Origin of the sequence: Paracoccus pacificus, from assembly GCF_042680785.1 — a bacterium.
GTDB lineage: Bacteria > Pseudomonadota > Alphaproteobacteria > Rhodobacterales > Rhodobacteraceae > Paracoccus > Paracoccus pacificus.
In genome coordinates this window covers 150507-176935 of sequence record NZ_JBHUEN010000053.1, presented here as the reverse complement: position 1 = coordinate 176935, position 26429 = coordinate 150507, and the positions used below count along the sequence as shown (strand labels likewise).

Sequence of the window (26429 nt, the reverse complement as noted above, 5' to 3'; positions counted from 1 at the left end):
GGCTCCCGGGAATGCGGGCACGCAGCATCGGCCGGGACCGACCGGCCGTTATGGGCCGACCTTCCCTTCAGCCACCTCACGCGGCCCGCTCACGCAGGGCTTCATACAGCCGCCCCGGTCCCATCAGCGCGGCCTTCAACCCGTCCCGGATCGCCTGCGATTCCAGCGCCTGGCGGCTCATTGCGGAATGGGCGTCCAGGGCGCCGATGACGGCATCCATGATTGCCGCCTTCAGCACCGGCGAGTTGTCGAACTGTTCCTTCTGGTTGCTGCCGGCCTGCTGGGTGAGGGTTTCGTTCTCCATCAGCTTGCCCTTCACCGCCATCGCATAAGATAACAGGTCGTTGTCCGTCACCCCGGTGAACAGATCGTTCATCCTGGCGAGGATCTCGGACAGCAGGGCCTTCTCCTTGTCCTGCACCTCGCCCGAACCCGTCTCGGTCATCGGCTTCAGCTTCTCGGCCGCGCTGCCCAGGGTCAGGTTCGTCCCGTCCTTCGCCGTCAGCTTGTGATGCGTCAACTCCACCTTGCTCAGGTCCACGCCCTCGCGCTCGCGGCCGAAATCCAGCAGTGGGATCAGGCGGCGGTAGAAGATGCTGCGCGCCTCGATGGCGGTCGAGCCATGGTCAAAGATCTGCGACAGAAAGCTGTAGAGCCGCAGGAAGGCCCCCATATTGGCCTTGAACAGGGTCAGCGCGTCCTGCGTCTGTTTGGCAACCAACGCTGCCCGGTCGTCGCGGGCGGCACGGGCGGCGATCCCGGCCTCCTTCGCGGCGCGGAAGGATTTCAGCAGGCGGTCGGCCACCGGCTCTATGGCGGCGGACAGGCTGGCGTGGCTGGCCCTCGGGTCAAGCTCGGCCCGAACCACGCGATCCACCTCGAAATCGTCGTAATAGCCAAGCGCATCCAGCTTCGCCCGCAGGTCCAGCACCTGGTCCGGGTCGGTCACCGCCTCCAGTTCCGCCGTCTCGTAATAGGTGCGGAAGCCGGTCAGGATGTCCTCGGCGCTGTTGGCGAAGTCCAGGATATAGGTGGTGTCCTTGGTGATTCCGCCCGCGCAATACGCCCGGTTCAGCCGCGACAGCGTCTGCACCGCCTGGATGCCGGCCAGCCGCCGGTCAACATACATGCCGCAGAGCAGCGGCTGGTCGAAGCCGGTCTGGAACTTGTTCGCCACGATCAACACGTGGAACTCCGGCCCCTTGAATGTCTCGCGAATGTCGCCGCGCAGGCCGGGGTTCAGGGCCTTCGAGGTCTCGGTAAAGGGATCGGGGCCGCTGTCGGGGTCGTCCACCTCGCCCGAGAACGCGACCAGCGTCCCCAGCCCATAGCCCTTTTCCGCGATGTATTTCTGCATGGCGATGTGCCAGCGCACCGCCTCCTTGCGGCTTTCGACCACCACCATCGCCTTGGCCTGCCCGTCCAAGAGCGGCATCACCACCGCGCGGTAATGCTCGACCACGATGGCAACCTTCTGCGCGATATTCCACGGGTGCAGCTTCACCCATTGCATCAGCGCCTTCTGCGCCGCGCTGCGCTCGACCTCGCGGTCGTCCATTTCCTCGCCGCCATTCGCCAGTCGGAAGGCCAGCGCATAGGGGGTGTAATTCTTCAGCACGTCGAGGATGAAGCCCTCCTCGATGGCCTGCCGCATCGAATAGACGTGGAAGGGCGCGGGCAGGCTGCCGGGGTCGGGGCGGCGACCGAACAGTTCCAGCGTCTTGGCCTTGGGCGTGGCGGTGAAGGCGATGAAGCTGATCCCCGAGGCCCCGGCCTTCGCCGCCATATTCGCGGCCAGCACGTCCTCGGCGCTGAACTCGCCACCGTCATGCAATTCGGCCAGTTCCTCGGCCGACAGCACCTGTTTCAGCTTCGAGGCCGCCTCGCCGGTCTGGCTGGAATGGGCCTCATCGGCGATGACCGCGAACCGCTTGCCGCTGGTCGCCGCCAGCTCCTGCACCGCCTTCAGCGCAAAGGGAAAGGTCTGGATCGTGCAGACGACGATCTTCTTGCCGCCCGCCAGCGCCTCGGCAAGCTGGCCGCTCTTGGCCCCGGCCTCGTTGGTGATCGTCGCCACCACGCCGGTGGTGCGTTCAAAGGCAAAGATCGCCTCCTGCAACTGCGTGTCGATCACGTTGCGATCCGAGACCACGACGACCGAGGAAAAGACCTTCTCGTCCCGCGCATCATGCAGGTCGGCCAGTAGATGCGCCGTCCAGGCGATCGAGTTGGTCTTGCCCGAGCCCGCCGAATGCTGGATCAGGTATTTGCCGCCCGGCCCCTCGTCCAGCACCGCCGCGCGCAAGCGGCGGGTGGCGTCGAGCTGGTGGAAGCGCGGGAAGATCATGCCGGTCAGCCGCTTCTTCGCGTCCCGCATCCCGACCATGTAGCGGCCGAGAATCTCAAGCCAGCTTTCGCGCGCCCAGATTTCTTCCCACAGATAGGCGGTGCGATGGCCGTTTGGGTTGACTGGATTACCCGCCGCGCCGTGATCGCCCCTGTTGAATGGCAGGAAGCGCGTGTCCGGCCCGTCGAGCCGCGTGGTCATCATCACCTCGCGATCCGAGACCGCGAAATGCACCAGCGCGCCGCCGGGGAAGGACAGCAGCGGCTCGGGCTTTTGGCCCCTTTCCTGTGGCCGACGGTCGAAGCGGTATTGATCGACGGCATCCTGCACGCTTTGGGTGAAATCGGTCTTCAGCTCTGCCGTGGCGACCGGAATGCCGTTCAGGAGCAGCACCAGATCGAGGCAGTTCCCGTTCGCCTCGGAATAGCGCAACTGGCGGATGACCCGAAGGCGGTTGGCCTGATAGCGCGCGATGATGTCGGGGTTCATCCTCATGGCGGGGCGGAACTGGGTCAGCGCCAGCGGCGCGCGCAGCCCCACCACCTCGATTCCTCGGCGCAGCACGTCCAGCGTGCCGCGTTCGTTCAACTGCTTGCGCAGCCGGTCAAAGATCGCGGGTTCGCCATGCTTGACCTTTGCCTCGGCCCAAGCTTTGGGCTGGGTTTCCTGAAACCACGCGACCAGATCGGCGGGAAACAGCGCGCGGGCGCGGTCATAACCCGCTGCGTCGCCGGGGGCGTGAAGCCAGCCATGTGCCGCCAGATGGCCGCAGATCACATCCTCGAAGCCGATTTCCTTATGCGTGGCCATCAGGGGAACAGCCTCCCAGTCTGCGTTCGGGGTCCGGTGCCATCCGGAACGATATTCTGCCGCTCCATCCAGTCGAGCCAAGTGCCGAGTTCGTCCGCCGTGAATTTCCTGGACTTCTCTGGATGCCAGTTTTCCAGCACTTCGCGAATGATGTCGGCGCGATCAGGGGTTCGACGGTCGATCAGGAAATCGTTCCAGGCAGCATATAGCGTAGCAACGGCCTCGATCCCGTTCTTGGTGAGGCTGCCAAGCTGGTTGCTCAGATAGTCGAAACGTTCCATCCGATCCCCGAGTGCTGACGCAAGCTCCGCACGTAAGGCGGCCGCGTCCCCCAGAAACTCATATTCAACACGGGAACGCCGACCGCCTTCTTGCTGAACCCGAACCAACCCGGCAGCCTCGAGAGCTGCTTCAACCCGGCTCTGCAAATCGCGATCAAGGGGGCCAGCGGCCTGCCGTTCATAGTCGCCGCCAATTTCAGGGGCGTTGGCGCCAGCTTGCGTCATGAAGAGAAATTTCTGAACCATCATCCGGCCAAAGCCGGGATGTTGACCATGGCGCGCGATTATCACGCCCGCGACCATTGCGCTGACGTGCACGGATTGCGAAGCTTGGGCTGGAACCTTGGCAATTTTACGAACATCGACCTTGCCCGTTACCGCTGCGGAGATGAGAGCCGCACGGCGTTCTTGCAAAAGGGTGATGGCAGAGGTGGCGGTTTCGGTGAGGGTGTCGAGTTGCGGAAATATATAATCCAGATACTCGACAATCTCATTTTGCTCATGGTTCTTGGGAAGAACAATATAAAACGATTCAATTTGCGACGGGCTGATATGAGGCACGCTTACGCCGGTCAAATCGGGCGCCAGAAAGTGCATGAACCGATCATCGGTATATTGATGCATAACGAACTTCTGATTCACCTCTGAAACCATCTGCATTCTTCCTACACGTTGCAGCAGAAGGCTTGGGAGATCATCCTCACGTACGTGAGCAACTCGCAGACCAGAGGCGATCCATGGGCGGTCCATACCGATGACAATATCACCAAGTTTCAGTTCAAAGGGTTCAAGTCTGTCGTTATCAGCGCGTTTCCAGAATACAGTGTCATCCCACCGCAAGCCTTCGGGAGAAATGTTGACACCACGTAAAAGCCGCGTGTCTGCCGGATTATCTGAAAACCCCTCAGACGGAAAAGCGAAACCAGATTGAACGCGAAGGACGCGGCTTGCGCGCACTATATCCCACCCCTCGGGAATATCCCCGAGCCAGCCCACGCCCGAGGGTTTGAGGCGGGCGGAGGGGTTCAGGCCGCGGGTGACGGCGTGGCTGATGGTGGCCTGACGCTTCTCTGCCAGAAGCGCGATCAGGCGGCGCTGCTCCTCGATCAACCCGTCGATCTTCGCCGTCTCCCGGTCGAGAAAAGCGGCGATGGCCTGTTGTTCGGGGAGTGGGGGGAGAGGGAGAGCCACAAGTCCGAACTGTTCATAGCTAACATTCCGTCCGTCCCTGATCCCGGAGGTTACCGATTGCAGAACAGATATATATGCGGTGGATTTCAAGAGGTAGCGGAAGTATCCGCTCGAAAACTCCTTGCGAGCACGCAGAACTGTGTAGGCTGGACTGACACATCCTGCATACGCGCTAAATTCGATGCCCCCCTGAAAGCTCCTCAGGCTGATTACAAAATCGCCAACCTCAACATGTTTGAAGTTGCCGAGCCCGGACAGGGCCAACACCACTTTTTGGTCTTCCTGCTCCATGAATAGCCGTTGTGGCAGAACACCGCTTTTCTGGGTGGCAGAAAGCTGTTCGTCTCCGGTGCGAGCCGCCTCCCTAACCTGCTGGTATAGTCGTCGTGAAGGCACCACCTCCCACCCCTCCGGCACCTCCCCCAGCCACTCGACCCCGCTGCCCTTATACGCAGGATAGGGTTTCATGCCGTCAGCCCCTTCAGCATCTCCTGAATCCGCGCCGTCACCTGCGCCAGATCGGCGTCGATCTCGGCCAGCGGGCGAGGCGGCTCGAAGACATAGAAATGCCGGTTGAAGGGGATCTCATAACCGATCTTCGTCTTGTCCTCGTCGATCCAGGCATCAGACGCATGGGGCAACACCTCGCGCGCGAAATAGGCGTGGATATCCTGCGACAGCGGCACGGTCTCGGTATCACGCAGGCTACTATCGGGCTGTAGCTTGCCCTTGGCCTTGCCGCGCTGGCCAAGGACGATATTCCCCGCCTCATCCCGCAGGGGGCGTTCGACGGTGATCTGGTGGAACCCGAAGCTTTCGTTCGGCAGAATGTGGGACAGCGGCGCGAGCTTGACCTTGCCGCCTTCGGGCGCGGCGGGCGGCGCCTCGCCCACCAGCACGACCTCGCGCCCGATCTCACGGCCATCGGCGTCGATGATCCGGGCGATCTCGGCCTCGGCGAAGGCACCGAACAGGCGGGTGATGGTGGCGATATCCTCGTCGCCCAGTTCCTTGCGCTTGGAGCCGAGGGATTTGCGCATCTTGCGCCAGAAGCCCGATCCGTCGATCAGTTGCACCTTGCCCTTGCGCGCCGCCGGTTTGCGGTTAGACAGGATCCAGACATAGGTGGCGATGCCGGTGTTGTAGAACATTTCGGTTGGTAGCGCGACGATGGCCTCGACCAGATCGGATTCCAGAACGTGGCGGCGGATTTCGCTTTCGCCGGAACCCGCGCTGCCGGTGAAGAGGGGCGAGCCGTTCAGCACGATCCCGAAGCGCGCGCCGCCCTGCTGCGCGGGGCGCATCTTGGACAGCAGGTGCATGAGGAACAGCAGCGAGCCGTCCGAGACGCGCGGCAGGCCGGGGCCGAAACGGCCGTGGTGGCCCCATTTCTCATGCTCGGCCCGGACGGTATTTTCGACCTTCTTCCATTCGACGCCGAAGGGCGGGTTCGACAACATGTAGTCGAATTTCTGGTCGGGGTGGCCGTCATCGGACAGGGTGTTGCCGAAGCGGATATTGCCGACATCCTGTCCCTTGATCAGCATGTCCGCCTTGCAGATCGCATAGGATTCCGGGTTCAGTTCCTGTCCGAACAGCGAAACCGAGGCCGAGGGGTTCAGATCGGTCAGATATTCCTCGGCCACCGACAACATGCCGCCCGTGCCCGCCGTCGGGTCATAGATCGTGCGGACGATACCGGGCCTGGTCAGGGCGTCGTCATCTTCGGTGAAGATCAGGTTGACCATCAAACGGATGACTTCACGCGGGGTGAAATGTTCCCCGGCTGTCTCGTTCGACAGTTCCGAGAAGCGGCGGATCAGTTCCTCGAAGACAAGGCCCATCTGGTGATTGCTGACCCGGTCGGGATGCAGGTCGATGCCCGCGAATTTCTCGACGACCTGATAGAGCAGCCCCGCCTTGGCCAGCCGGTCGATCTGGATGTCGAATTCGAAATGTTCGAAGATGTCGCGCACCTCGGGCGAGAAGCCCTGGATATAGCGGCGCAGGTTGCGGGCGACATTGTCCTGATCGCCCATCAGCTTCTTCAGGTCGAGCGGGTCGGCGTTATAGAAGGTCGCGCCCGACTTCTTGCGCAGGAAGGGGCCGGGCGGCATCTTCTGGGATTCGCGCAGGGCGAGTTCGGCCAGCACGGCCTCCTTGGTCGGCGCCAGCACGCAGTCGATGCGGCGCAACACGGTGAAGGGTAGGATCACCTTGCCGTAATCCGACTGCTTGTAGTCGCCACGCAAAAGATCGGCGACTGACCAGAGAAAGGCGGACAAGGCTTGCTGGCTCAAGGCGATATTCCCAAAGGTTTTCGCTACTTTGACCAGCTTGGGGCGGGAAAGGCAACGATCTATGGTTGTTCCCGGTGGTCACGCCTGCGGGCGGCGCTGAGGGGGCGGTCCCGATCCTTTGGCGGCTCGATGATGATCCGCACTGTTGCCGGCTAGATCTTCAACCTGTCCCTGACTGTTTATGGCCGATTGTCTTCTCCATCCCCGTGCAGACCTTGCAAATGCGATGTCCAGCATCCGCGTGCTGCATCGCGAAAGGTAGCCATGATCGAATACGACATGCCTGTCTGCGGCGAACTGATCCACGCGCATGCGGGCAAACGCCTCGGTGATGAAGGGATGGTTTGCGGCCTCGGCCATCGAGACGCGGCCGATCTCGATTGTGCCTGCGAGCTCGATCTCGACGGCCTCGAAGGTATTTTCACGAGGCTTGGCGAAGATCACGGGCGAGACCAGCCCAGTGTCGCAAAGCAGATTGGCAGCGGCGATACCCACGCATCCGTGTATTTCGAGGTTCATCAGCGCGAGGCGACGATAGGCAACGGTATCTGAGGGGAAAGCAGGCTACTCCGTTATGGTTTCTCGGTGGAGATCGTAGCATATTGCGTCTGCCCGCGCATCCCGCCGCGACCGATGTTTGATGAAACCCACGCCACCAAGGTATTCTTCGCGAACGCGCCAGAGAACCGGCTTGACGATCTGAGCCGAAAACCCTTCGTCTCGGGCTCTGCCACGGCACACATCCTTAAAGAGAATCTCGCCCGGATGCGCGACAGGGCGGCAGTGTTGTTGCGCCAGCTTCTCTGGCTGTTCATTCATCTCGGGTTGACGATGGATTGTCAGCGATGCCGTGAAGGCCCCCGGTCGGACGTCCTGCCCGGACTCTCATGCGCAGGAGGATTGTCCAATTCCGATGGATTGTCATGCGCCAAGGGCAATTCGGCACCGAGCCGGGTAAGCATGTCTCTCAGTCAATATTCCGTATCCGGGCCATACTTCGCAGCACTTTCGAGCGCGGCGATCAAAGCATCTCGGATCAGGGCTTCTATTTCGGCCAGCCGCCAGTGCCGCTCGTTGGCCAACTGCTCGACGAGCTGTGCGATGGCCGGGTCGCGCGGTCCGTACAGTGCCCAGTCCCGGATGGACCCAGCGTCAGGATGTGGCTGAACAGGCTCCGCTTGCAACGTCAGTATCCAGCTTCGGACAATAGGTCCAGAACAAGTGATTGTGGCGTTGTCCGGGCTTCGGCACTGCGCAACATGATCGCCGTCAGCATCGACAGTGGAAGCTTCAACTCAAAAACGCATTCCGCGTCGTCTGCCGGATAGCAGTTCAGATGAGCCAGCATGTTCTGCAGATTCTCAATCCGTAATTGGTCAATAGCGGCATCCATGCTCGGGTCGGTTTGCTGTCCGGTGGTCATGCTCGTTCCCTTCTGTGGGCTGGTTTCACCGTGTTGCGAGCCTTGGACAGTGCATGATCATCATCGATGCCGGCGCCCCCGTCGAGGGGAGCCGCTTGTCCGTACCTGTCGTAACCATCGTGATTCCCCTTCGGGCAACCGCATTAGCGCGCAATCCTACGAAACCGCAAAACTATGACTATAGTCAATAGATACATCCGCACGCCTTCTCCATTAGCTTGGGGATGGAGCGGACAAATGCCAGACTGATCAGAGCCTTTGGGAAGGTGCTGAAGCGCAAGCGGCGTGAGGCCGGTCTGTCGCAGGAAGAGCTGGCTTTCCGCACCGAACTGTCCCCGAGTTACATTTCCCTTCTGGAAACATCGAATCGGCAGCCCACGCTTACCGTCTTGGCAGAGTTGGCCAATTGCCTTGGCCTTGGTCTCCCGGATCTTCTTACCGAGGTGATGGCCGAGGAAGCATCATCGGAGCGCCGACTATAAGTCTTTGCTTCGGAGTGTGTTTTCTGGTGGTCTGCCAGAGCGTTCAAAAAACTACAATCTGTATTTAGATAGAAAATATCTAATTTTTTCAACTACTTGAAAGACAGCGCCTCATGTGCCACGATTGTGGACGGAGGTCGGCGATGAACGTAAACCGCAGCCGTAGCGAGACGATCAAGTACAGCTTGCGGATGAGGGGCACCTCATTTGCAGAACTGGCGCGGCTTCACACCATCCATCCATCGGTGTTTTCGGCGGTGTCATCGGGACGAAGGCGGTCTCACACCGCGGCAAAGATCATTGCGGATGCCTTGGACAGCACCCCCTCCGCCCTGTGGCCAGAGCTTTATGGAGGTAAGGATGACTGAATAAACGAAGAAAACCGCCGAAAAATCGACGGCTCTCCCGAGAAGCTCTCGTAAGGTTGGTACCCTTTCCGAAATCTTCCTCGATAGGCGTCGCCATGTCAAGATCCGGCCTCTTGGTCGGGCAAATTTCTGCGCCTTGAGCGCAGCGTAACATCATCGAGGACAACATGAAATCTGACATCCGCAGGATGGCTGAGAGGCTGTTGGACATTTCCCTCAACCAATCTCAGACCGGTCGGATCATCGGCAGGAACCGGGACACGGTACGGCGCATGCGGCTTCGTGCACGGGATGCTGCACTGACGGTCGAAAAGCTGGCTGACCTGACCGACTCGGAGTTGCGCAAAATCCTGATGCCGTCACGCACTCGCAAGAGCGGGTGCCTGCCGCCGGATCTGGATGCCGCAGCTCGGCACATCATGAGAACCGGCGACAGCATGCTGGACTATTACGAGGATCATTATCTCAGGCAACCGCTCGTGAATGCGCATCAGCGGTATATGAGTTATTCGCGCTTCGTTCGGCTATTGTCTGCGATGCTGAAACAACGTGCGCCGGAATACCGGCATCACTATCGCCCCGGCGAGGTGATGCAGATCGATTTTGCCGGGTTCCAGCCGGTCTACACCAACGCTCGGCACGAACGGATCAAGTGCACCCTTCTTCTCGTCATTTTCCCGTTTTCTCAGTACTGTCTGGGCTGGATCATCCCCAGCCAAAACCGCGCGGATACGATCCATGGCCTCATTCGCATTTTCGAGGCCCTGAACGGTACCGCCAAGCGGATCACCCTCGACAATTTCAAGGCTGCGATAGACGTTGCACGAACCAGGCGGAGAGAGGCCAGGATAAACCCGGAGTTTCAGGCATTTCTCGACCACTACGGTATCTCCCCGGACCCGGCACGCGCCGGTGAACCACCGGACAAGGGTTCGGTCGAAGGCATCGTCAAGCTGGGCCAACGATACTACCAAAGAGTTCTGCAAGACAGGCAGCCACGTTCTATAGCCGAATTGAATAACCTGCTACAATTGGCGCTGGACCGTCTGAACCGGAAGGTCATGCGGCGATGGAAGATGTCGCGAACCGAACGGTTCGAGGCCCGTGAAGCCGCCGAACTCCGACCGCTGCCGGAAACACCCTATGATTACGGCACCTGGAAAGCCAGCATCAAGGTCCAGCGCCATTACCATGTGAATGTCGATGGCCGTGACTACAGCGTACCCTACCGCCTCATCGGTGAGGACGTTAGCATCAAGACGACCGCCGCGACTGTCGAAATCTATCACGATTCATCGCTCGTCGCCGTTCACGCCCGCCGGATCGTGACAGCACAAGATGACGCCCCCGTCATCGATCCTGCGCATATGCCTGAAAACCATCGCGCGATGTGGCGCCAGAACCCGGACGCCCTGATCGAGCGGGCGACCAGCTATAGCCCGACCCTGGGCCGTTTCGTGTCGCTGCACCTGGAGGTCAATGGCAATCCGCGCGCAACCCATAACATGCTGGGTCGGCTTCTTGAGGTCGGGTCGGTCCATGGAAAGGCAGCCATCGATGCCGCCTGCGTCGAAGCCATCCGGCGCAATCGGGTCAATGCCGACACCCTGCGCCAGATCCTCGACCGGGGACCGCGCAAGCCACCCCGACGCGAGCCGGGGCCGTCACAACCGCCCACTGACAACATCCGTGGCCCGGGCTATTATGCGGAGGACGATGACGATGCAGCATGAACATGTCGTTGCGCTGGCGCGCGAGCTTTCGTTGGCAGGTTTTGCGGATACGCTGGACCGTCAGGCGAGTAATCCGCTTTATGCCGAGATGGTCTTCATCGAAAGGATCGCCTCGCTGTTGATTGCCGAGAAGGAGCGGCGCGCGTCCAGCAGGCTGACACGGATGCTGAGCGAGGCCAAATTGCCGATGAAGGCGGTGCCCGAGGAGTTGATCAACACCGAAGCCCGCGGCCTCAAGCCGGTAATCATGCGTGAGCTGCTGCAATGCGCCTGGATTCCGCATGCCTGGAACATCCTGATCAGCGGCGAGACCGGCACCGGCAAAAGCTGGGTGGCTTGCTGTATCGCCACGGCGGCCATTCGCGCAGGTCATAAGGCCCGATACTTCAAGGTGTCGGACCTGCTCTACAGCCTGTCGATGACGCTGGAGGACGGGGTATATCTGCGCGAGCGCGAAAAACTGGCGAAGTTCAAGCTGTTGATCCTCGACGACTTTGGTAAGGTCGCGATGAGCGAAGGCGAGAAATCGATCCTGTTCGACATCATCGAAGACCGCGCCGGAACGCTGTCCACCATCATCGTCGGGCAGCGCCCCTATAACGACTGGCATTCGTTCATCGACAATCCTGTCATTGCCGATGCCGTGCTCGACCGCCTGTCGCGAGATCGGCACCACATCAAGCTGCGCGGCGAGTCCCTCCGCCGTCGCGAGGCCAGCTTCGACGATCTCTGACCGCAGCACGCGATCCTTCGGTGCCGAATCCTCGCGCGATCAGGTGCCGAAGGATAACGCGACCGGGTGCGGAATCTTGGTGCAATCGGGTGCCGAAAAGCGTGAGAGCATGCAAGATCCGCCACCCACGCGGTCACGAAGTCATAGACGCTGCCGTGCCGGCGGGTCTTTTGGGCGGTTTCATGGCAAATGTCGGTCATCTTTTCCTCCTACCATCCAAAAGCCTTGTTGATCGGTAGGCTCAAGATGATAGCTTTATTGCTGGATTTCCAACAAAGCCTCGGCATCCCGACATAAGGTGTGTTTATGACGATCCCGCCCCTGCCCGCGATCCGCGCCTTCGAGGCGACGGCACGTCACCTGTCCTTTACCCGCGCCGCCGAGGAACTGGGCATGACCCAGGCCGGGGTCAGCTATCAGATCCGCGTGCTTGAGGAAAAGCTGGGCGGGGCGCTGTTCCTGCGCCGGCCGAAGGGGATCGAACTGACTGCGCTTGGCCAGCGCCTTGCCGCGCCGACCTCCGAGGCATTCGAGCTTTTGCGCGACACATTCACCAGCCCCGCCGATGATACCGGCACGTTCTCGATCTCGACCCTGCCGACCTTCGCCGGAAACTGGCTTTCCCAGCGTCTGGGGCGGTTCCAGATGGCGCATCCGCATCTGGCGGTGCGGCTGGATTCGCAGGATCGGCTGGTCGATTTCAAACGCGAGGATTTTGACGTGGCGGTGCGGCACGGTCTGGGCAAATGGCCGGGGCTGACCGCGCATAAGCTGTTCGACATCGAATTCACCCCGATGCTGTCGCCGTCACTGGCCGAGGCCGCCGGCGCGATCACCACGCCGGCCGATCTGGTGCCGATGCGGTGGGTCGATCCAAGCGATCCGGGCTGGGCGATCTGGCTGCGCGATATGGGCATTGACCACCCCTCATGCGAGGCGCGGCCGGGTCTGCGCCTTGGCACGCAGGTGCACGAGGCCCGTGCCGCGATCGCGGGCGCCGGCATCGCCCTGCTGACACCGCGGTTTTTCCGCTATGAGCTGGCGACCGGCAGCCTGATCCAGCCCTTTCCGCACCTGTCGCGGGACGGCAAGTCTTACTGGCTGGTCTATCCGACCCCGCGCCGCAATCACCCCGCCATCCGGGCGTTTCGCGCCTTTTTGAACAGCGAGATCGCGGCCGAGGACATGATGGCACCGACGCCTATAGCGCCGTCCAGCCCCCGTCCACGCTGATCGTCGTGCCGGTGATCTGCGCCGCCGCATCGCTGCACAGAAACACCGCCGTGCCGCCCATTTCCTCGACCGTGGCGAATTTCTTCGAGGGCTGGCGATCCAGCATGACCTTTTCGATGACCTCCTCGCGGCCCATGTTGTGGGTCTTCATCTGGTCGGGGATCTGGGCCTCGACCAGCGGGGTCAGCACATAGCCCGGGCAGATCGCGTTGCAGGTGATTTCCTCGGTCGCCGTCTCCAGCGCGGTCACCTTGGTGAACCCGACAAGCCCGTGCTTGGCGGCGACATAGGCCGATTTGAACGGGCTGGCGGTCAAGCCGTGGGCCGAGGCGATGTTGACGATCCGCCCCCAGCCGGCCTTGCGCATCATGGGCAGCGCGATCGCGGTGGTATGAAAAGCCGAGGTCAGGTTGATCGCGATGATCGCGTCCCATTTCTCGGTCGGAAACTCGGGGATCGGTGCGACATGCTGAATGCCCGCGTTATTGACCAGAATATCGCAGCGCCCGGCCTTTTCGACCAGCCCCCGGGCTTCTTCGGCTTTGGACAGATCGGCCTTGATATAGCGTACCTCGACGCCGAATTCCTTGGCCATGTCGCGTGCAAGGGCGTGGTCTTCGTCACGGTCGGTAAAACTGTTCAGGACCAGATCCGACCCGGCGCGCGCAAGCTCGCGGGCGATGCCCAGCCCGATTCCCGAATTCGACCCGGTGACGACGGCCAGACGGCCCTTCAGCAAACCTTCGAACATATCCGATTTTCCTTGATGCAACGGCAGTGAACGCGCGACTGCCACGCACACAGGCATGGACAAAAAAAAGCGCCCGCACAAGGCGGGCGCAAGTCATGAGGCAGGTTTCATACAGGCAAGAAACCTATCGAGCAGTGAGTCTGGTATACGCTTTTCCGCCGATGGCTCCAAGCCCAAAGTTTGCGCCGGTGCGGCTGGCGGATTAGTCTAGCGTTTGAAAAGAACAAGAAAATCGTGGATCGGGGCTGAACGGGCGATGCGAATCTTCAAAATACGTAACGAATCCGCGATTGCGGCCGGATTTGCGCTTGCGCTGGGTGTTGCCGCAATGCCGCTGGCAAGCCCTGCCGAACCGGCCCATGGCATTGCAATGTATGGCGAACCTGCGCTGAAAGACGGGTTCACGGAACTGCCATATGTCAATCCGGACGCCCCGAAAGGCGGCACGATTCGCATGGCCGAGTCGGGCGGATTCGATTCGCTCAACCCGTGGATCCTGCGCGGCAACGCGCCCTGGTCGGTCGGCGTCCACGTTCCCGAAACGCTGATGTACCGATCGCTGGACGAACCCTTCACGCTTTACGGACTGCTGGCGGAAAGCGTCGACACCGATCCGGCCCGGACATGGGTCGAATTCACCCTGCGCCCCGAGGCGCGTTTTTCCGACGGCAGCCCGGTCACCGTCGAGGATGTGATCTGGTCCTATGAGACTTTGGGGACCAAGGGGCATCCGCGCTATCTTACCGCGTGGAGCAAGGTCCAGAAGATCGAACAGACCGGCCCGCGCAGCCTGCGCATCAGCTTCAAGGAACCCGACCGGGAACTCGCGCTGCTGATGGGGATGCGGCCGGTTCTGAAGAAGGCCCAGTGGGAAGGCAAGGATTTCACCCGCTCCAGCCTTGAGGTCCCGATCGGCTCGGGCGCCTATGTCATCGACACGTTCGAGCCGGGCCGCTTCATCACCTATCGCCGCAATCCCGATTACTGGGGCAACGCGCTGGCGATCAATCGCGGCCGCTATAATCTGGACCAGATCCGCTATGAATTCTTTGCCGATGGAAACGCGATGTTCGAGGCGTTCCGGGCCGGCGAAACCAACATGTGGCGCGAGCTGAACGCGATCAAATGGACCAACGCCTATGACTTCCCCGCCGTGCGCGACGGCAGCATCGTCAAGTCCGAGATTGGAAACCAGCGCCCTTCGGGCATCATCGGTCTGGTCATGAACACCCGCAACCCGCTGTTTAAGGACTGGCGGGTGCGGCAGGCGATGATCGAATCGTTCAATTTCGAGTTCATCAACAAGGTTCTGACCGGCGGGATCGAGCCGCGGATCACCAGTTACTTCGCGAACTCGGCGCTGGCCATGCGGCCGGGGCCGGCCGAGGGCAAGGTGCTGGATCTGCTGAAACCCTATTCCGCCGAGCTTCTGCCCGGCACGATCGAGGGTTATGCGCTGCCGGTCAGCGCCGGCACCGAGCTGGACCGCCCCAGCCTGCGCCGGGCGATGAAGCTGATGGAGGATGCCGGCTGGACGGTCAAGAACGGCGTCATGCAGAACGCCGAGGGCGTGCCGTTTCGCTTTGAAATCATCCTGAACCAGTCGGGCAGTGCCATGCGCAGCCGGGCCGAGCAGCAGCAGATCGCCGACATTTTCCTGACCTCGCTGGCCAAGCTGGGGGTTCAGGCGGTGATCACGCCGCTTGATTCAGCGCAATATGTGGCGCGGACCAACGAATATCGCTTTGACATGACGTGGTATGAGCGCGCGCTTTCGCTGTCTCCGGGAAATGAGCTGATGCTTTACTGGGGACACGATGGCGTGACCCAGCCCGGCAGCCGCAACTGGATGGGCATGGATTCGCCCCCCGCCGAAGCCATGATCGACACCATGCTGAACGCGGATTCCCCCGAGAATTTCACCGCGGCGGTGCGCGCGCTGGACCGGATTCTGATGGCGGGCCGGTATGTGATCCCGGTGTCTTACAGCCCGGTGGGGCGTCTAGCCCATTCCGCATCATTGAAGTATCCTGAAACCATTCCGGCCTATGGCGACTGGCCCGGGTTCATGCCCGACCTCTGGTGGTCAGAAGCCGACTGAACGAGCAGTAAAAGCAAAACAAGAGCAGTGACAAAAAAAGGAGCCCGGACATGAAACCGGCAATTTTGATGGCACTTTTGGGCCTTCTGGCCCTTGGCGGTTGCAATACGGTCGCAGGTGTCGGCCAGGACATAACGGCCGCATCGAACTGGACGGCGGGAACGGCGTCATCATACTAGGGGACCGGCGATGAAATGGAGCCACGTCAAAGCGAACTGGACCGCCTTTTACGAGGCGATCCAGGAAAAATGGCCCGAGGCGGATGACGCCGAACTGGACGAGATCGACGGCGACCAGCGCGCCTTCATCGCCTATATCGCCGAGATCAGCGAAATGGACCCCGAAGAAGCCCGCGAGGAGATCCGCGACTGGCTGGTGGGCGAAATTCCGTCGGACGTGGTCATGGACCCGGGTCACGACAACCATTCCATCGCGCTGTCCTCGAAATTCGTGCCCGAGGGCGAGGAAGAAATGGACGACGATTCCCGCTTTGGTGACGACGACGAATATCCCGACGACGACGACGAGTAACCCCGGCCCGGTATGAGCCAGAGCATCCGCAAACTCGGCCCCGCCGACATCGCGCAGATGCGGGCCGTGAATGCGATGTTTGCCGAGGCCTTCGGGGATCCGCAGACTTACCTTGAGTCACCGCCCGATGACGTCTGGCTGGGCGACCTGCTGGCCGGCGATCAGGTGATCGTGCTGGCGGCGGTCGATGCCGGCCGGGTCGTTGGCGGTCTGGTCGCCTATGACCTGCCGAAGCTCGAACAACGGCGGCGCGAGATCTATATCTATGATCTCGCCGTCGCCGCCACCCATCGCCGGCGCGGTATCGCCACGGCGCTGATCGACGCGCTAAGGCCGATCGCACGGGCGCGGGGCGCGTGGGTGATGTATGTGCAGGCCGATCCGCCGGACGCGGCGGCGGTGGCACTTTATGAAAGGCTCGGCATCCGCGAGGATGTCTGCCATTTCGACATCGCGCCCGACGACTCGCCAGACGACCCGCTTCAGGCGTCCAGCTCGACCCATACCGGGACGTGATCGCTGGGCTTTTCGCGACCCCGGACCTCGCGGTCGACGCCGGCATCGCGCAGCCTGTCGGCCGCCTGTGGCGACAGCAGCATATGGTCGATGCGGATACCGTTGTCGCGCGGCCAGGCGCCGGCCTGAAAGTCCCAGAAGGTGAACGGTCCGCGTTTTGCATAAGGGTCGCGGATGCGGATCGCGTCGGTCCAGCCCTGAAACTCGATCCGGCGCAGCGCCGCGCGGCTTTCGGGCAGGAACAGCGCGTCATTGACCCATTGCTCGGGGTGGGCGGCGTCGCGCGGCTCGGGGATGACGTTGAAATCGCCGGTCAGCACCACCGGCATTTCCGTCGCCAAAAGCGTCAGCGCGTGCTGCCGCAACCGCTCCATCCAGGCGAGCTTATAGTCGTATTTCGGGCCGGGCGCGGGGTTGCCGTTCGGCAGGTACAGACCGGCGACGCGCACCGCGACCTGCCCGACCACCGTGGCTTCGATATAGCGGGCCTGTTCGTCGGTCTCGTCGCCCGGCAGTCCCCGCGTCACATCCTCAAGCGGCAGGCGCGACAGGATGGCGACGCCGTTGAAACTTTTCTGGCCATGGGTGACCACGTTCCAGCCAAGATCGCTGAAATGCTCGACCGGGAACCCCTCGTCCACCGTCTTGATTTCCTGAAGGACCACCAGATCCGGCGCGGCCTCGGCCAGCCAGTCGGTCAGGGCGGGAAGCCGGGCGCGGATACCGTTGATGTTGAACGTGGCGATCTTCATGGCTTGTTTCTAGGCGGGTTGCCGGGCGCGGGCAAGGACAAGCCGCCCTGCGCGCCGCGGCACCCGCCCCTTCAGGACACGCGGCTGACGATCACCTTGTCGATCCGCAGCCCGTCCATGTCGGCGATCTCGATCCGCCAGTCGCCGTGGCGTATCACCTCGCCCGTCGACGGAATCCGGCCAAGGATCTGAAGGATCATGCCGGCGACGGTGTTGAATTCGCCCTCGGGCAGCGCCATGCCGGTCTCGACCGAAAATTCATCGGCGTTTTCGCCGCCGTTCACCAGCCAGCTTCCGTCCTCGCGCCGGATGACATCGGGGCCCTCGTCATCCTCGTCCAGAAAATCCCCGGCGATGGCATACAGAAAATCCATCGCCGTGATCGCGCCCTGAAACAGCCCGTATTCGTCATAGACCAGCACCATGCGCGCCGGCGTCGCACGCAGCTTTTCCATGACCGACATGGCATCGGCGGTTTCAAGCACCATCGGCACATCCTGCACCAATCGGCGCAGATCGGGCGTCTCGCCACCGGCGGTCAGCAGATCGCGGACGGTGATCACACCGACGACGTTGTCCGGGTCGCCATCCGTCACCGGCATCCGCCAGTTGCGCGAGGCGCGGATCTGCTGCATCTGCGCCTCGGGCGGGTCGGTCAGTTCGACGATCTCAAGCTCTCGCCGCGGGGTCATCATGGCACTGGCGTTGCGGTCGGCCACGCGCATCACGCCCGCAATCATCGCCCGTTCATCCGGCAACAGGACACCGGCCTGCGTCGCCTCGGCAATGGTCAGGCGGACCTCTTCATCGGTGATCTTCTTCTCGCTATCCTGGCCCAGCCCCAAGGCCCAAAGCGCCAGCCGGGCCGAGCCGTCCAGCACCCAGACGAACGGCGTCATGGCGCGGGCGATCATCTGCATGGCCGGGGATACGCGGGCGGCCACGCCCTCGGGGTCGGACATGGCGATCTGCTTTGGCACCAACTCGCCCACCACCAGCGAAACCCAGGTGATCGCGACGACCACCAGCCCCACGCCAAGCGGCATCGCGACCGCGGCCGGCGTGCCCATTCCGGTCAGGCCCAGACCGGCGCGCTGGCCCAGCGTGGCGCCCGAAACCGCGCCATTGACGATCCCGACAAGGGTGATTCCGATCTGCACCGCCGACAGGAATTTCCCCGGCGATTCCAGCAGTTTCAGGGCCGTCACCGCGCCCTTGCTGCCCTGCGCCGCCATGGCGCGCAACCGCACCGGCCGCGATGACACCACCGCAAGCTCGGACATCGAAAGCGCGCCGTTCACGACCGTCAAAACCGCGATGACGGCAATCTCAAGCCACATGGATCAGATGGAAAACGATGTGCCGCAACCGCAGGACGAGGTCGCATTCGGGTTCTCGATGGTGAACCGCGCCCCGATAAGCTCATCCGAATAGTCGATCACCGCGCCGGCCAGAAACGGCAGCGAAACCGGATCGACCAGCACCTTCTGGCCGTCATGTTCCAGCACCAGATCGTCATCGGCCTGATCATCCATGCGGATGTCATACTGAAACCCCGAGCAGCCGCCCCCGGCCACGGCCACCCGCAGCGGTTGCTGGCGCGCGGCACCGGAATTGATCTCGGCCAGCCGTTCAAAGGCGCGATCGGTCACTTTTGGCGGCAAGTTCATGGGTCGTTCCCGTGTCTTTCGGCGTAGTGGCAATATAGGTTGCTGCCGGAACCCTCGCAAGACACCCATATCACGACGCCCGCATCACGACACCCGCATCACGACGCCCGCATCACAAGGATTTTTCGATGACCGCCGACCAGCTTTCCTTTGCCAGCCGGCCCGAGGACAGCCGGGGCCGTCTGTATCCCGAAAACCTCTCGACCTTCCGCAGCCCGTGGCAACGCGACCGCGACCGCATCATCCACTCCAGCGCCTTCCGGCGGCTCAAGCACAAGACGCAGGTGTTTGTCGAACTGGACGGCGAGGCCTATCGCGGCGACTATTTCCGCACCCGCCTGACCCATACGATCGAGGTCGCGCAGGTCGCCCGGACCATCGCCGGCGCGCTTGGGCTGAACGCCGATCTGGCCGAGACCATCGCGCTGGCCCATGACCTTGGGCACCCGCCCTTTGGCCATACGGGCGAGGATGCGCTGGCCCTGCTGATGCAGCCCTACGGCGGGTTTGATCACAACGCGCAGGCGCTGCGCATCGTGACCCGGCTTGAACGGCACTATGCCGGGTTCGACGGGCTGAACCTGACCTGGGAAAGCCTCGAGGGTATCGCCAAGCATAACGGCCCGGTCGATCCCCCCCTGCCCTATGCGCTGGCCGAGGTGAACGCGATGTGGGATCTGGAGCTGCACACCAACGCCAGCGCCGAGGCGCAGGTCGCCGCCGTGGCCGATGATGTCGCCTATAACCACCATGACCTGCACGACGGGCTGCGCGCCGGGCTGTTCACCGAAACCGAATTGCTGCACCTGCCGGTGATCGGCGAGGCGTTTCGGGAAACCGACCGGCTGCACCCGGGCCTTGACTCGATGCGCCGCCGGCACGAGGCGCTGCGCCGGGTCTTCGGGGTCATGGTCGAGGATGTGATCGCGGTGGCGCAGAACCGGCTCGCCTCGCTTCAGCCGCAGTCGGTTGACGAGATCCGCGCCATGGACGGCCCGATCATCCGGTTTTCCAAGCCGCTTTACCAGAACATCAAGGCGATCAAATCCTTCCTGTTCACCCGCATGTACCGCGCCCCCGCGGTCGTCATCGAGCGGCAGAAGGTGACCGAGGTCCTGAACGCCCTGTTTCCGCTGTACATGTCGCACCCCGATCTTCTGCCCCAGAACTGGACCGCCGAGATCACCGCCGCGACCGATGACACCCTGCTGGCACGCACCGTTCTGGATTACGTCGCCGGCATGACCGATCGCTTCGCCATCTCCGAGGCGCAGCGCCTGCTGGGCTGAGACCGGCGCGGGCTGAACCTTTTGCGTGCTGCCCGATTGTCGGGCAGATGCGCGCAAGCGGACCGGCCCGGCCCCGGATCCGCCGTGCTTTCGGACTATTCCCCCCCCGTCGATGAACCGAACCGGTCGTCCGAAGGTTATATCCCATTAACCTGCGAGATCGGATTTCCCCTTCATGCTTATCCGCTACGGATACCGTATTTCCATCCAGACCGAGACCCCGGCGATGACGGTGATCAAGATGTCGCCGCGCCCCGAGGTCATGCTGAACGCGCGCGGTCCCGAGGTATTCTCGGTATCGCCGGCGGTGCCGGTCGACAGCTATCTGGACGAATTCGGCAATCTCTGCCGCCGCTTTACCCCCGCCGCGGGCGAGACGGTGATCACCGCCGATGCGGTCATGGGGGTCAGCGGCCTGCCCGACCCGGTCTGGCCCGCGGCCGAGGAGATGCCGTTGGACCAACTGCCCGACCATGTGCTGGTCTATACGCTCGGGTCGCGCTATTGCGACACCGACCGGCTTGCCGAACCGGCGTGGAAGCTTTTCGGCGCCATTCCGCCCGGCTGGGGCCGGGTGCAGGCGGTTCTCGACTGGGTCGCGGGCCATCTGACCTTTGATTACCAAAAGGCCGACGCGACCCGCACGGCATATGACGCCTATCGTTCGGGCGATGCGGTTTGCCGCGATTTCGCGCATCTTGCCATCGCCTTTCTGCGCTGCCTGAACATCCCGGCGCGTTATGTGAACGGTCATCTGGGCGATATCGGCGTTCCGGCGGCCGATGATCCGATGGATTTCTCGGCCTGGATCGAGGTCTGGCTGTCGGGGCGCTGGTGGACCTTCGATCCGCGCAACAACGCCCATCGGGTCGGCCGCATCGTGCTGGCCTATGGGCGCGACGCGGCCGACGTGCCGATGCTGAACACTTTTGGCCCCCATGTGCTGAAGGATTTCGAGGTCTGGACGGATGAGATCACCACGCCCGACCCGGCCGCCGGCGGCATCGCCATGCCGCCCGGTCACCCCGACCACGTTCCGGGCGTCGCCGCCTAGCGCAGAAAGACCAGCGCCATGCCGGCGACGGCGATGATCGCCCCGACCCACGAGGTCACCGAGGGGCGCGCGCCGGTGATCGCCCAAAGAACCGGCAGGATGAAGACCGGGGACAGCGCCGACAGGGTCGAGACGATGCCGACCTTGCCCCCCGACAGGGCGAACAGCAAAAGCGTCATGCCAAGGCCCATGGCCAGAAACCCGCTGAGCGCGGTCTGGCCAAGGATGCGGGGCGTGATCCGGCCGGTCTGTTTCAGCCCCGCGACCGGCAATGCCATCAGGATGGTCAGGCTCGCCGCCGCGGTTCCGACCCGGATCAGCGAGGCCGCGACCGGGTCGATGCCGGTCTCCATCACCGGGCGGGCGATCAGGCTGCCCACGGCCTGACCAAGGGCCGCCAGAAGCCCCAGCGCGATCCCCGCCCAGACATTGCCACGCACCGCCTCGAACCGGTGACCGCCGGAACGGCCGGGCCGGCCCAGCACGGCCAGCATCACGCCCGCCGCGCAAAGAACGATGCCCAGGATCGCCTGCCCGGACAGGGTCTCGTCCAGCATGGTCCAGCCCAGCAGCGCGGCGATCGGCGCGTTCAGCGCGAACAGCGCCCCGGTCCGGCGCGGGCCAAGGCGCAACATGCAGAAATACAGCACCGTGTCGCCGACGAAGATCCCGATCAGCCCCGACAGGATCAGCGGCAGGATCTGCGCGGCGGTCACGTCATGCCAGACGCCGCCGACCAGCACCGCGACCAGAAGCATGGCGGTCACCAGAAGATGCCGCAGACGGCCAAAACCAAGCGGCCCCAGCGCCGCCGCCGGCCCCGCCCCCAGAATGCCCGTCACCGCCCAGCAGAGTGCAGCGCCCAAAGCGGCAAGTTCGTGTACGGGCATGGTTCCTCGCGCCAGATGCGGACAATTAACCCCGGCGCGCAACCACTGCAAGCCACCGGGCGTTGGTCCCATGATCAACGCGAAAGGAGCGATCCAGATGTTCACCAGAAAAGGCTCGGCCCAGTGGCAAGGCGGCTTGAAGGACGGCAAGGGCGAGGTTTCGACCCAGTCGGGCGCGCTGAAGGATCAGCCCTATGGCTACAACACCCGGTTCGAGGACAAGCCCGGCACCAACCCCGAAGAGCTGATCGGCGCCGCGCATGCCGCCTGTTTCAGCATGGCGCTGTCGATGATCCTTGAAAACGCGGGCGTCACCGACGCGCAGATCGAAACCACCTCGGCGGTGACGCTTGAAAAGCAGGGCGAGGGCTTTGCCATCACCAAGGCGCATCTGACCACCACGGTCTCGGGCAAGGGCGATGAGGCGGCGATCCGCAAGGCGACCGAAGATGCAAAAGCCGGCTGTCCGGTCAGCAAGCTGCTGAAAGCCGAAGTCACGATGGATGCGACCATCAACGCGGCCTGAACGGGCCCCTAACCCGCGGCCCCGGCGTCATCCGGATCCTCAGGATCATCGGGACCGCCGGGGCCGTCCTTTTCGCGCCCGGTCCACGCCCGTGGCAGCGGCTCATCCTCGGGCCAGGTCGACGTGTCCATGCGGATGCTGTGGTAATCGAACCCTTGCTCGAGCGTCGGCTTGACGATCGCGAAATAGGGCGAAAGGTCGAAATCGCGCGGCACATACAGCGATTTGTGCCGGATATACAGCACTTCGGCATCCGCGCCCCGGACCGGATCAAAGCTGATATGCGGCAGGACCGGATAGCCGACGTTCTGAAACGCCTCGGCGATCAGCGACGAACAGATCGCCCGCGTCGGATCGCCCGACCCCAGCGCCAGAAGCTGGCGCCGGAACCGGGCCGGCACCGGCACCACCGGCACCAGATAGCGCGCAAGATCAAAGACGTTTTTCAGGTCATAGCTTTTGCCGATGGCCGAGCGCATGCGCCGGGACACCGCCGCAATCCCTTCGTCATCCAGCCCGACCGGGCGGCAGATTCGGGTGTTGAGCCCCAGAAATCGTTCAAGCCCCACCGCGATCACGCCTTTTTCGACCTCGGCCTCGATCAGATCCGCACCATCGCCGTCGCCGACGAAATAGGCGGCATGGGTCCAGATCGACTGGGTGGCAAAGCGGATCGCCCGCGACATGCGGCGGTTGCCGTCGACCAGCAGCACGTCGCCGGGCCGCAGCGTGCGGCGCAGCGCCTCGGGGCTGGCGGCGCACCAGATCAGATATTCGCCGACCTCACCGTTAAGATATTTCGCGAACCGCTTGCCGATGGCTTCCCTGATGGATGGCATATCCCGACCCTGCACCTGAACCCATGACTAACATGGCGTTCCTTAAGGCAGAGTCAAAAACCCAGGCGAATGATGTGAAACCTGCGGTGCCTTGCGGCGCCCGAAATCACACCATCATTTCCTTCGTCGCGGTCAGCTTCAGTTCGGGGTGGTCGCGCTCAACACGGTCGATGTCCCATTGCAGCCGGGTCAGATAGACCGGATCACCGTCATGGTCGGTCGCCATATGCTGTTTGTTGGCATTGGCAAAGGCGTCCAGCTTGTCCTGCGGACCCGAGACCCAGCGGGCGCTGGTGAACTGCGATGGCTCAAACCGGACCGGAATGCCGTATTCGATCTCGATCCGGCTGGCCAGCACCTCGAATTGCAGGGCACCGACCACGCCGACGATGAAGCCCGAGCCGATCATCGGCTTGAACACTTTCGCGGCGCCTTCCTCGGCGAACTGCATCAGCGCCTTTTCCAGATGCTTGGCCTTCATCGGATCGCCCGAGCGCACGGTCTGCAAAAGCTCGGGCGCGAAGGACGGGATGCCGGTGAAGCGCAGCCCCTCGCCTTCGGTCAGCGCATCGCCGATGCGCAACTGGCCGTGGTTCGGGATGCCGATGATGTCGCCGGCCCACGCCTCATCCGCCAACTCGCGGTCGGCGGCAAGGAACAGCACCGGGTTCGTCACCGCCATCGGTTTCTTTGACCGCACATGGGTCAGCTTCATGCCACGCTCGAAATGCCCCGAGGCGAGGCGCACGAAGGCCACGCGGTCGCGGTGCTTCGGGTCCATGTTGGCCTGCACCTTGAAGACAAAGCCGGTGACGGATTTTTCCTCTGGCTCGATCTGACGCTCGGCGGTCATCTGCGGCTGCGGCTGCGGGCCGTAATTGCTGATCCCGCTCATCAGTTCCTTGACGCCAAAGCTGTTGATTGCGCTGCCGAACCAGATCGGGGTCATATGCCCCTCAAGGAAGGATTTGCGGTCGAAGGCGGGCAGAAGCTCGCGCGCCATCTCGACCTCTTCGCGCAGCTTGGCGAGCAGGTCGGCGGGGATGTGATCGGCCAGTTTCGGATCATCAAGGCCGCTGATCTTGACCGATTCCGCCAGTTTGTTGCGGTCGGCGCGGTCCATGATCTCCAGCCGGTCGTTCAGCAGGTCATAGGCGCCGATGAAGTCGCGGCCCATGCCGATGGGCCAGCTTGCCGGCGCCACGTCGATGGCGAGGTTTTCCTGAATCTCGTCGATGATCTCGAACGTGTCGCGGCTTTCGCGGTCCATCTTGTTGCAGAAGGTCAGGATCGGCAGGTCGCGCAGCCGGCAGACCTCAAACAGCTTGCGGGTCTGGGATTCGACGCCCTTGGCGCCGTCGATCACCATGATTGCCGCATCGACAGCCGTCAGGGTGCGATAGGTATCCTCGGAAAAATCGCTGTGCCCGGGCGTGTCGACCAGATTGAAGCGATGCCCGTCATATTCAAAGGACATGGCGGATGCAGAAACCGAAATGCCACGGTCCTGTTCCATCTTCATGAAATCCGAGCGCGTGCGCCGCGCCTCGCCCTTGGCGCGCACCTGACCGGCCATCTGGATCGCGCCGCCGAAAAGCAGGAACTTTTCGGTCAGCGTGGTCTTGCCGGCGTCGGGATGCGAGATGATCGCGAAGGTCCGGCGGCGGGCGATTTCGGGCGGGAGATCGGGGCGGTTTTCCATGGCCGGCATGTAGCCTGCCGCCGGGCATTCTGCAATGTCTGCCGGCCGAAGTGCCGGGGGCGCTTCGCCCCCCGGACCCCCCGAGGATATTTTCGCAAGGAAGAGAACCCAATGCGGGTCAGACGAATTGTTCGCGGGTCAGGCGTTCCTCGAGCCCATGGCCGGGGTCGAACAGGATGCGATGCTGGATCGCCGGTTCGGAACGGATTTCGACCCAGTGGACGGAATCGACGCCACGCGAATCCGCATCCGCCATGACCGGGCGTTTATCGGGTTCAAGCACGTCAAAGCGCACCGTCGCCGATTTGGGGATGATCGCGCCATGCCAGCGGCGCGGCCTGAACGCGGCGATGGCCGTCAGCGCCAGCACGTCCGACCCCATCGGCAGGATCGGGCCATGCGCGGAATAATTATAGGCCGTCGAACCGGCGGGCGTGCACAGAAGCGCACCGTCGCAGACCAACTCCTCCATCCGTTCGCGGCCGTTGACGCTGATCCGCAGCTTGGCGGCTTGCGGGCCGGCGCGCAAAAGGCTGACCTCGTTGATCGCAAGCGCGCGATACTCGTGCCCGTCCGCCGCGCCCGCGATCATCGCCAGCGGGTTGGTCACCGTCTGCTCGGCCATATCAATGCGGTTCGGCAGATCATCCTCGGCGTAATCATTCATCAGAAAACCGATGGTGCCCCGGTTCATGCCATAGACCGGCAGGCCGGTGTTCTGGTGTAGCGTCGACAGCATCAACCCGTCGCCGCCAAGCGCCACGATCACCTGCGCCTCCGCCTGCGGGGCCTGACCGTAGCGTTCCGTCAGCCGCGAGAGCGAGGCCGTTGCGACAGGTGTGTCGCTGGCCACGAATCGGATTCTGTCAACCATCGGCCCTTTTCCGTCGATACGCCGCCAGCCTTT

At 62.6% G+C, this 26429-nt stretch carries 24 protein-coding genes; 12 read left to right on the top strand and 12 right to left on the bottom strand.

Annotated features, from left to right (window positions below; all coding sequences use genetic code 11):
• Positions 1 to 76: 76 nt before the first annotated feature.
• The 3 genes from ACFSCT_RS19050 to ACFSCT_RS19040 are packed head-to-tail and all read right to left on the bottom strand — an operon-like array spanning position 77 to position 6929.
• On the bottom strand, positions 77 to 3157 hold the full coding sequence (locus ACFSCT_RS19050; protein WP_379145450.1) for a type I restriction endonuclease subunit R: 3081 nt from the start codon (positions 3155 to 3157) through the stop codon (positions 77 to 79).
• Positions 3157 to 5097: a restriction endonuclease subunit S gene (locus tag ACFSCT_RS19045; protein ID WP_379145447.1), complete on the bottom strand. Its 1941-nt coding sequence runs from the start codon at positions 5095 to 5097 to the stop codon at positions 3157 to 3159. The genes ACFSCT_RS19050 and ACFSCT_RS19045 overlap by 1 nt, the downstream gene beginning before the upstream one ends.
• The gene (locus ACFSCT_RS19040; protein WP_379145444.1) at positions 5094 to 6929 is read right to left on the bottom strand and encodes a type I restriction-modification system subunit M; all 1836 of its coding nucleotides are present in this window, start codon (positions 6927 to 6929) and stop codon (positions 5094 to 5096) included. Before ACFSCT_RS19040 ends, ACFSCT_RS19045 begins: the two co-directional genes overlap by 4 nt.
• A 264-nt stretch (positions 6930 to 7193) precedes the next feature.
• Between ACFSCT_RS19040 and ACFSCT_RS19035 the strand changes: the two genes are divergently transcribed.
• Complete coding sequence (locus ACFSCT_RS19035; protein ID WP_379145443.1) at positions 7194 to 7481, top strand: hypothetical protein; 288 nt, start codon at positions 7194 to 7196, stop codon at positions 7479 to 7481.
• 634 nt (positions 7482 to 8115) lie between these two features.
• Here the strand turns inward: ACFSCT_RS19035 and ACFSCT_RS19030 are convergent.
• Positions 8116 to 8352, bottom strand: a complete 237-nt coding sequence (locus ACFSCT_RS19030; RefSeq protein WP_379145440.1) for a hypothetical protein — start codon at positions 8350 to 8352, stop codon at positions 8116 to 8118.
• A 224-nt stretch (positions 8353 to 8576) separates the two neighbouring features.
• Between ACFSCT_RS19030 and ACFSCT_RS19025 the strand changes: the two genes are divergently transcribed.
• From ACFSCT_RS19025 to ACFSCT_RS19005, 5 genes are all read left to right on the top strand, one after another.
• Positions 8577 to 8834, top strand: coding sequence for a helix-turn-helix domain-containing protein (locus ACFSCT_RS19025; RefSeq protein ID WP_379145437.1), 258 nt, complete (start codon positions 8577 to 8579; stop codon positions 8832 to 8834).
• A gap of 113 nt (positions 8835 to 8947) precedes the next feature.
• The gene (locus ACFSCT_RS19020; protein WP_379145435.1) at positions 8948 to 9202 is read left to right on the top strand and encodes a helix-turn-helix domain-containing protein; all 255 of its coding nucleotides are present in this window, start codon (positions 8948 to 8950) and stop codon (positions 9200 to 9202) included.
• A 167-nt stretch (positions 9203 to 9369) separates the two neighbouring features.
• On the top strand, positions 9370 to 10935 hold the full coding sequence (locus ACFSCT_RS19015; RefSeq protein WP_379145432.1) for a Mu transposase domain-containing protein: 1566 nt from the start codon (positions 9370 to 9372) through the stop codon (positions 10933 to 10935).
• A complete protein-coding gene (locus tag ACFSCT_RS19010) occupies positions 10925 to 11668 on the top strand; it encodes an ATP-binding protein (protein ID WP_379145430.1) in 744 nt (247 codons plus the stop codon). The genes ACFSCT_RS19015 and ACFSCT_RS19010 overlap by 11 nt, the downstream gene beginning before the upstream one ends.
• 306 nt (positions 11669 to 11974) lie before the next feature.
• Positions 11975 to 12901 carry a LysR substrate-binding domain-containing protein gene (locus tag ACFSCT_RS19005; RefSeq protein ID WP_379145427.1) on the top strand — a complete coding sequence of 309 codons (927 nt, stop codon included), beginning with the start codon at positions 11975 to 11977 and terminating at the stop codon, positions 12899 to 12901.
• On the opposite strand, the gene ACFSCT_RS19000 is transcribed toward ACFSCT_RS19005, so the two are convergent.
• Positions 12870 to 13652, bottom strand: a complete 783-nt coding sequence (locus ACFSCT_RS19000) for a 3-hydroxybutyrate dehydrogenase (RefSeq protein ID WP_379145424.1) — start codon at positions 13650 to 13652, stop codon at positions 12870 to 12872. The two genes, ACFSCT_RS19005 and ACFSCT_RS19000, sit on opposite strands and share 32 nt — an antisense overlap.
• Before the next feature lie 256 nt (positions 13653 to 13908).
• Here ACFSCT_RS19000 and ACFSCT_RS18995 point away from each other — a divergent pair, with 256 nt between their 5' ends.
• The 3 genes from ACFSCT_RS18995 to ACFSCT_RS18985 all read left to right on the top strand — a co-directional run bounded on the left by ACFSCT_RS18995 (position 13909) and on the right by ACFSCT_RS18985 (position 16800).
• The gene (locus ACFSCT_RS18995) at positions 13909 to 15753 is read left to right on the top strand and encodes an extracellular solute-binding protein (protein WP_379145422.1); all 1845 of its coding nucleotides are present in this window, start codon (positions 13909 to 13911) and stop codon (positions 15751 to 15753) included.
• Between the two features lie 189 nt (positions 15754 to 15942).
• On the top strand, positions 15943 to 16284 hold the full coding sequence (locus ACFSCT_RS18990) for a hypothetical protein (RefSeq protein ID WP_379145420.1): 342 nt from the start codon (positions 15943 to 15945) through the stop codon (positions 16282 to 16284).
• 12 nt (positions 16285 to 16296) lie between these two features.
• Positions 16297 to 16800 carry an AAC(3)-I family aminoglycoside N-acetyltransferase gene (locus ACFSCT_RS18985; protein ID WP_379145418.1) on the top strand — a complete coding sequence of 168 codons (504 nt, stop codon included), beginning with the start codon at positions 16297 to 16299 and terminating at the stop codon, positions 16798 to 16800.
• Here ACFSCT_RS18985 and xth read toward each other — a convergent pair.
• The 3 genes from xth to erpA all read right to left on the bottom strand — a co-directional run bounded on the left by xth (position 16767) and on the right by erpA (position 19222).
• Positions 16767 to 17552 carry an exodeoxyribonuclease III gene (xth, locus tag ACFSCT_RS18980; protein WP_379145415.1) on the bottom strand — a complete coding sequence of 262 codons (786 nt, stop codon included), beginning with the start codon at positions 17550 to 17552 and terminating at the stop codon, positions 16767 to 16769. The genes ACFSCT_RS18985 and xth overlap by 34 nt on opposite strands.
• Before the next feature lie 71 nt (positions 17553 to 17623).
• Positions 17624 to 18892, bottom strand: a complete 1269-nt coding sequence (locus ACFSCT_RS18975; RefSeq protein ID WP_379145412.1) for a hemolysin family protein — start codon at positions 18890 to 18892, stop codon at positions 17624 to 17626.
• 3 nt (positions 18893 to 18895) lie between these two features.
• Complete coding sequence (erpA, locus tag ACFSCT_RS18970) at positions 18896 to 19222, bottom strand: iron-sulfur cluster insertion protein ErpA (protein ID WP_379145410.1); 327 nt, start codon at positions 19220 to 19222, stop codon at positions 18896 to 18898.
• A gap of 128 nt (positions 19223 to 19350) precedes the next feature.
• On the opposite strand from erpA, the gene ACFSCT_RS18965 reads away from it, so the two are divergent.
• Both ACFSCT_RS18965 and ACFSCT_RS18960 read left to right on the top strand, forming a co-directional pair.
• Positions 19351 to 20511: a deoxyguanosinetriphosphate triphosphohydrolase gene (locus ACFSCT_RS18965; RefSeq protein WP_379145408.1), complete on the top strand. Its 1161-nt coding sequence runs from the start codon at positions 19351 to 19353 to the stop codon at positions 20509 to 20511.
• A gap of 175 nt (positions 20512 to 20686) precedes the next feature.
• Complete coding sequence (locus ACFSCT_RS18960; protein ID WP_379145407.1) at positions 20687 to 21565, top strand: transglutaminase-like domain-containing protein; 879 nt, start codon at positions 20687 to 20689, stop codon at positions 21563 to 21565.
• Here the strand turns inward: ACFSCT_RS18960 and ACFSCT_RS18955 are convergent.
• Entirely contained in the window at positions 21562 to 22455 is an 894-nt protein-coding gene (locus ACFSCT_RS18955) for a DMT family transporter (protein ID WP_379145404.1), read from the bottom strand. The genes ACFSCT_RS18960 and ACFSCT_RS18955 overlap by 4 nt on opposite strands.
• A 97-nt stretch (positions 22456 to 22552) precedes the next feature.
• Here ACFSCT_RS18955 and ACFSCT_RS18950 point away from each other — a divergent pair, with 97 nt between their 5' ends.
• Positions 22553 to 22981, top strand: a complete 429-nt coding sequence (locus ACFSCT_RS18950) for an OsmC family protein (RefSeq protein WP_379145401.1) — start codon at positions 22553 to 22555, stop codon at positions 22979 to 22981.
• Positions 22982 to 22989: 8 nt separating this feature from the next.
• On the opposite strand, the gene ACFSCT_RS18945 is transcribed toward ACFSCT_RS18950, so the two are convergent.
• The 3 genes from ACFSCT_RS18945 to ACFSCT_RS18935 form a co-directional block, all read right to left on the bottom strand.
• Complete coding sequence (locus ACFSCT_RS18945) at positions 22990 to 23820, bottom strand: C40 family peptidase (protein WP_379145400.1); 831 nt, start codon at positions 23818 to 23820, stop codon at positions 22990 to 22992.
• A 106-nt stretch (positions 23821 to 23926) separates the two neighbouring features.
• Positions 23927 to 25522 (bottom strand): peptide chain release factor 3, encoded by a 1596-nt coding sequence (locus tag ACFSCT_RS18940; RefSeq protein ID WP_379145598.1) that lies wholly within the window; start codon positions 25520 to 25522, stop codon positions 23927 to 23929.
• 118 nt (positions 25523 to 25640) lie between these two features.
• Positions 25641 to 26396, bottom strand: coding sequence for an NAD kinase (locus ACFSCT_RS18935; protein WP_379145397.1), 756 nt, complete (start codon positions 26394 to 26396; stop codon positions 25641 to 25643).
• Positions 26397 to 26429 lie beyond the last annotated feature (33 nt).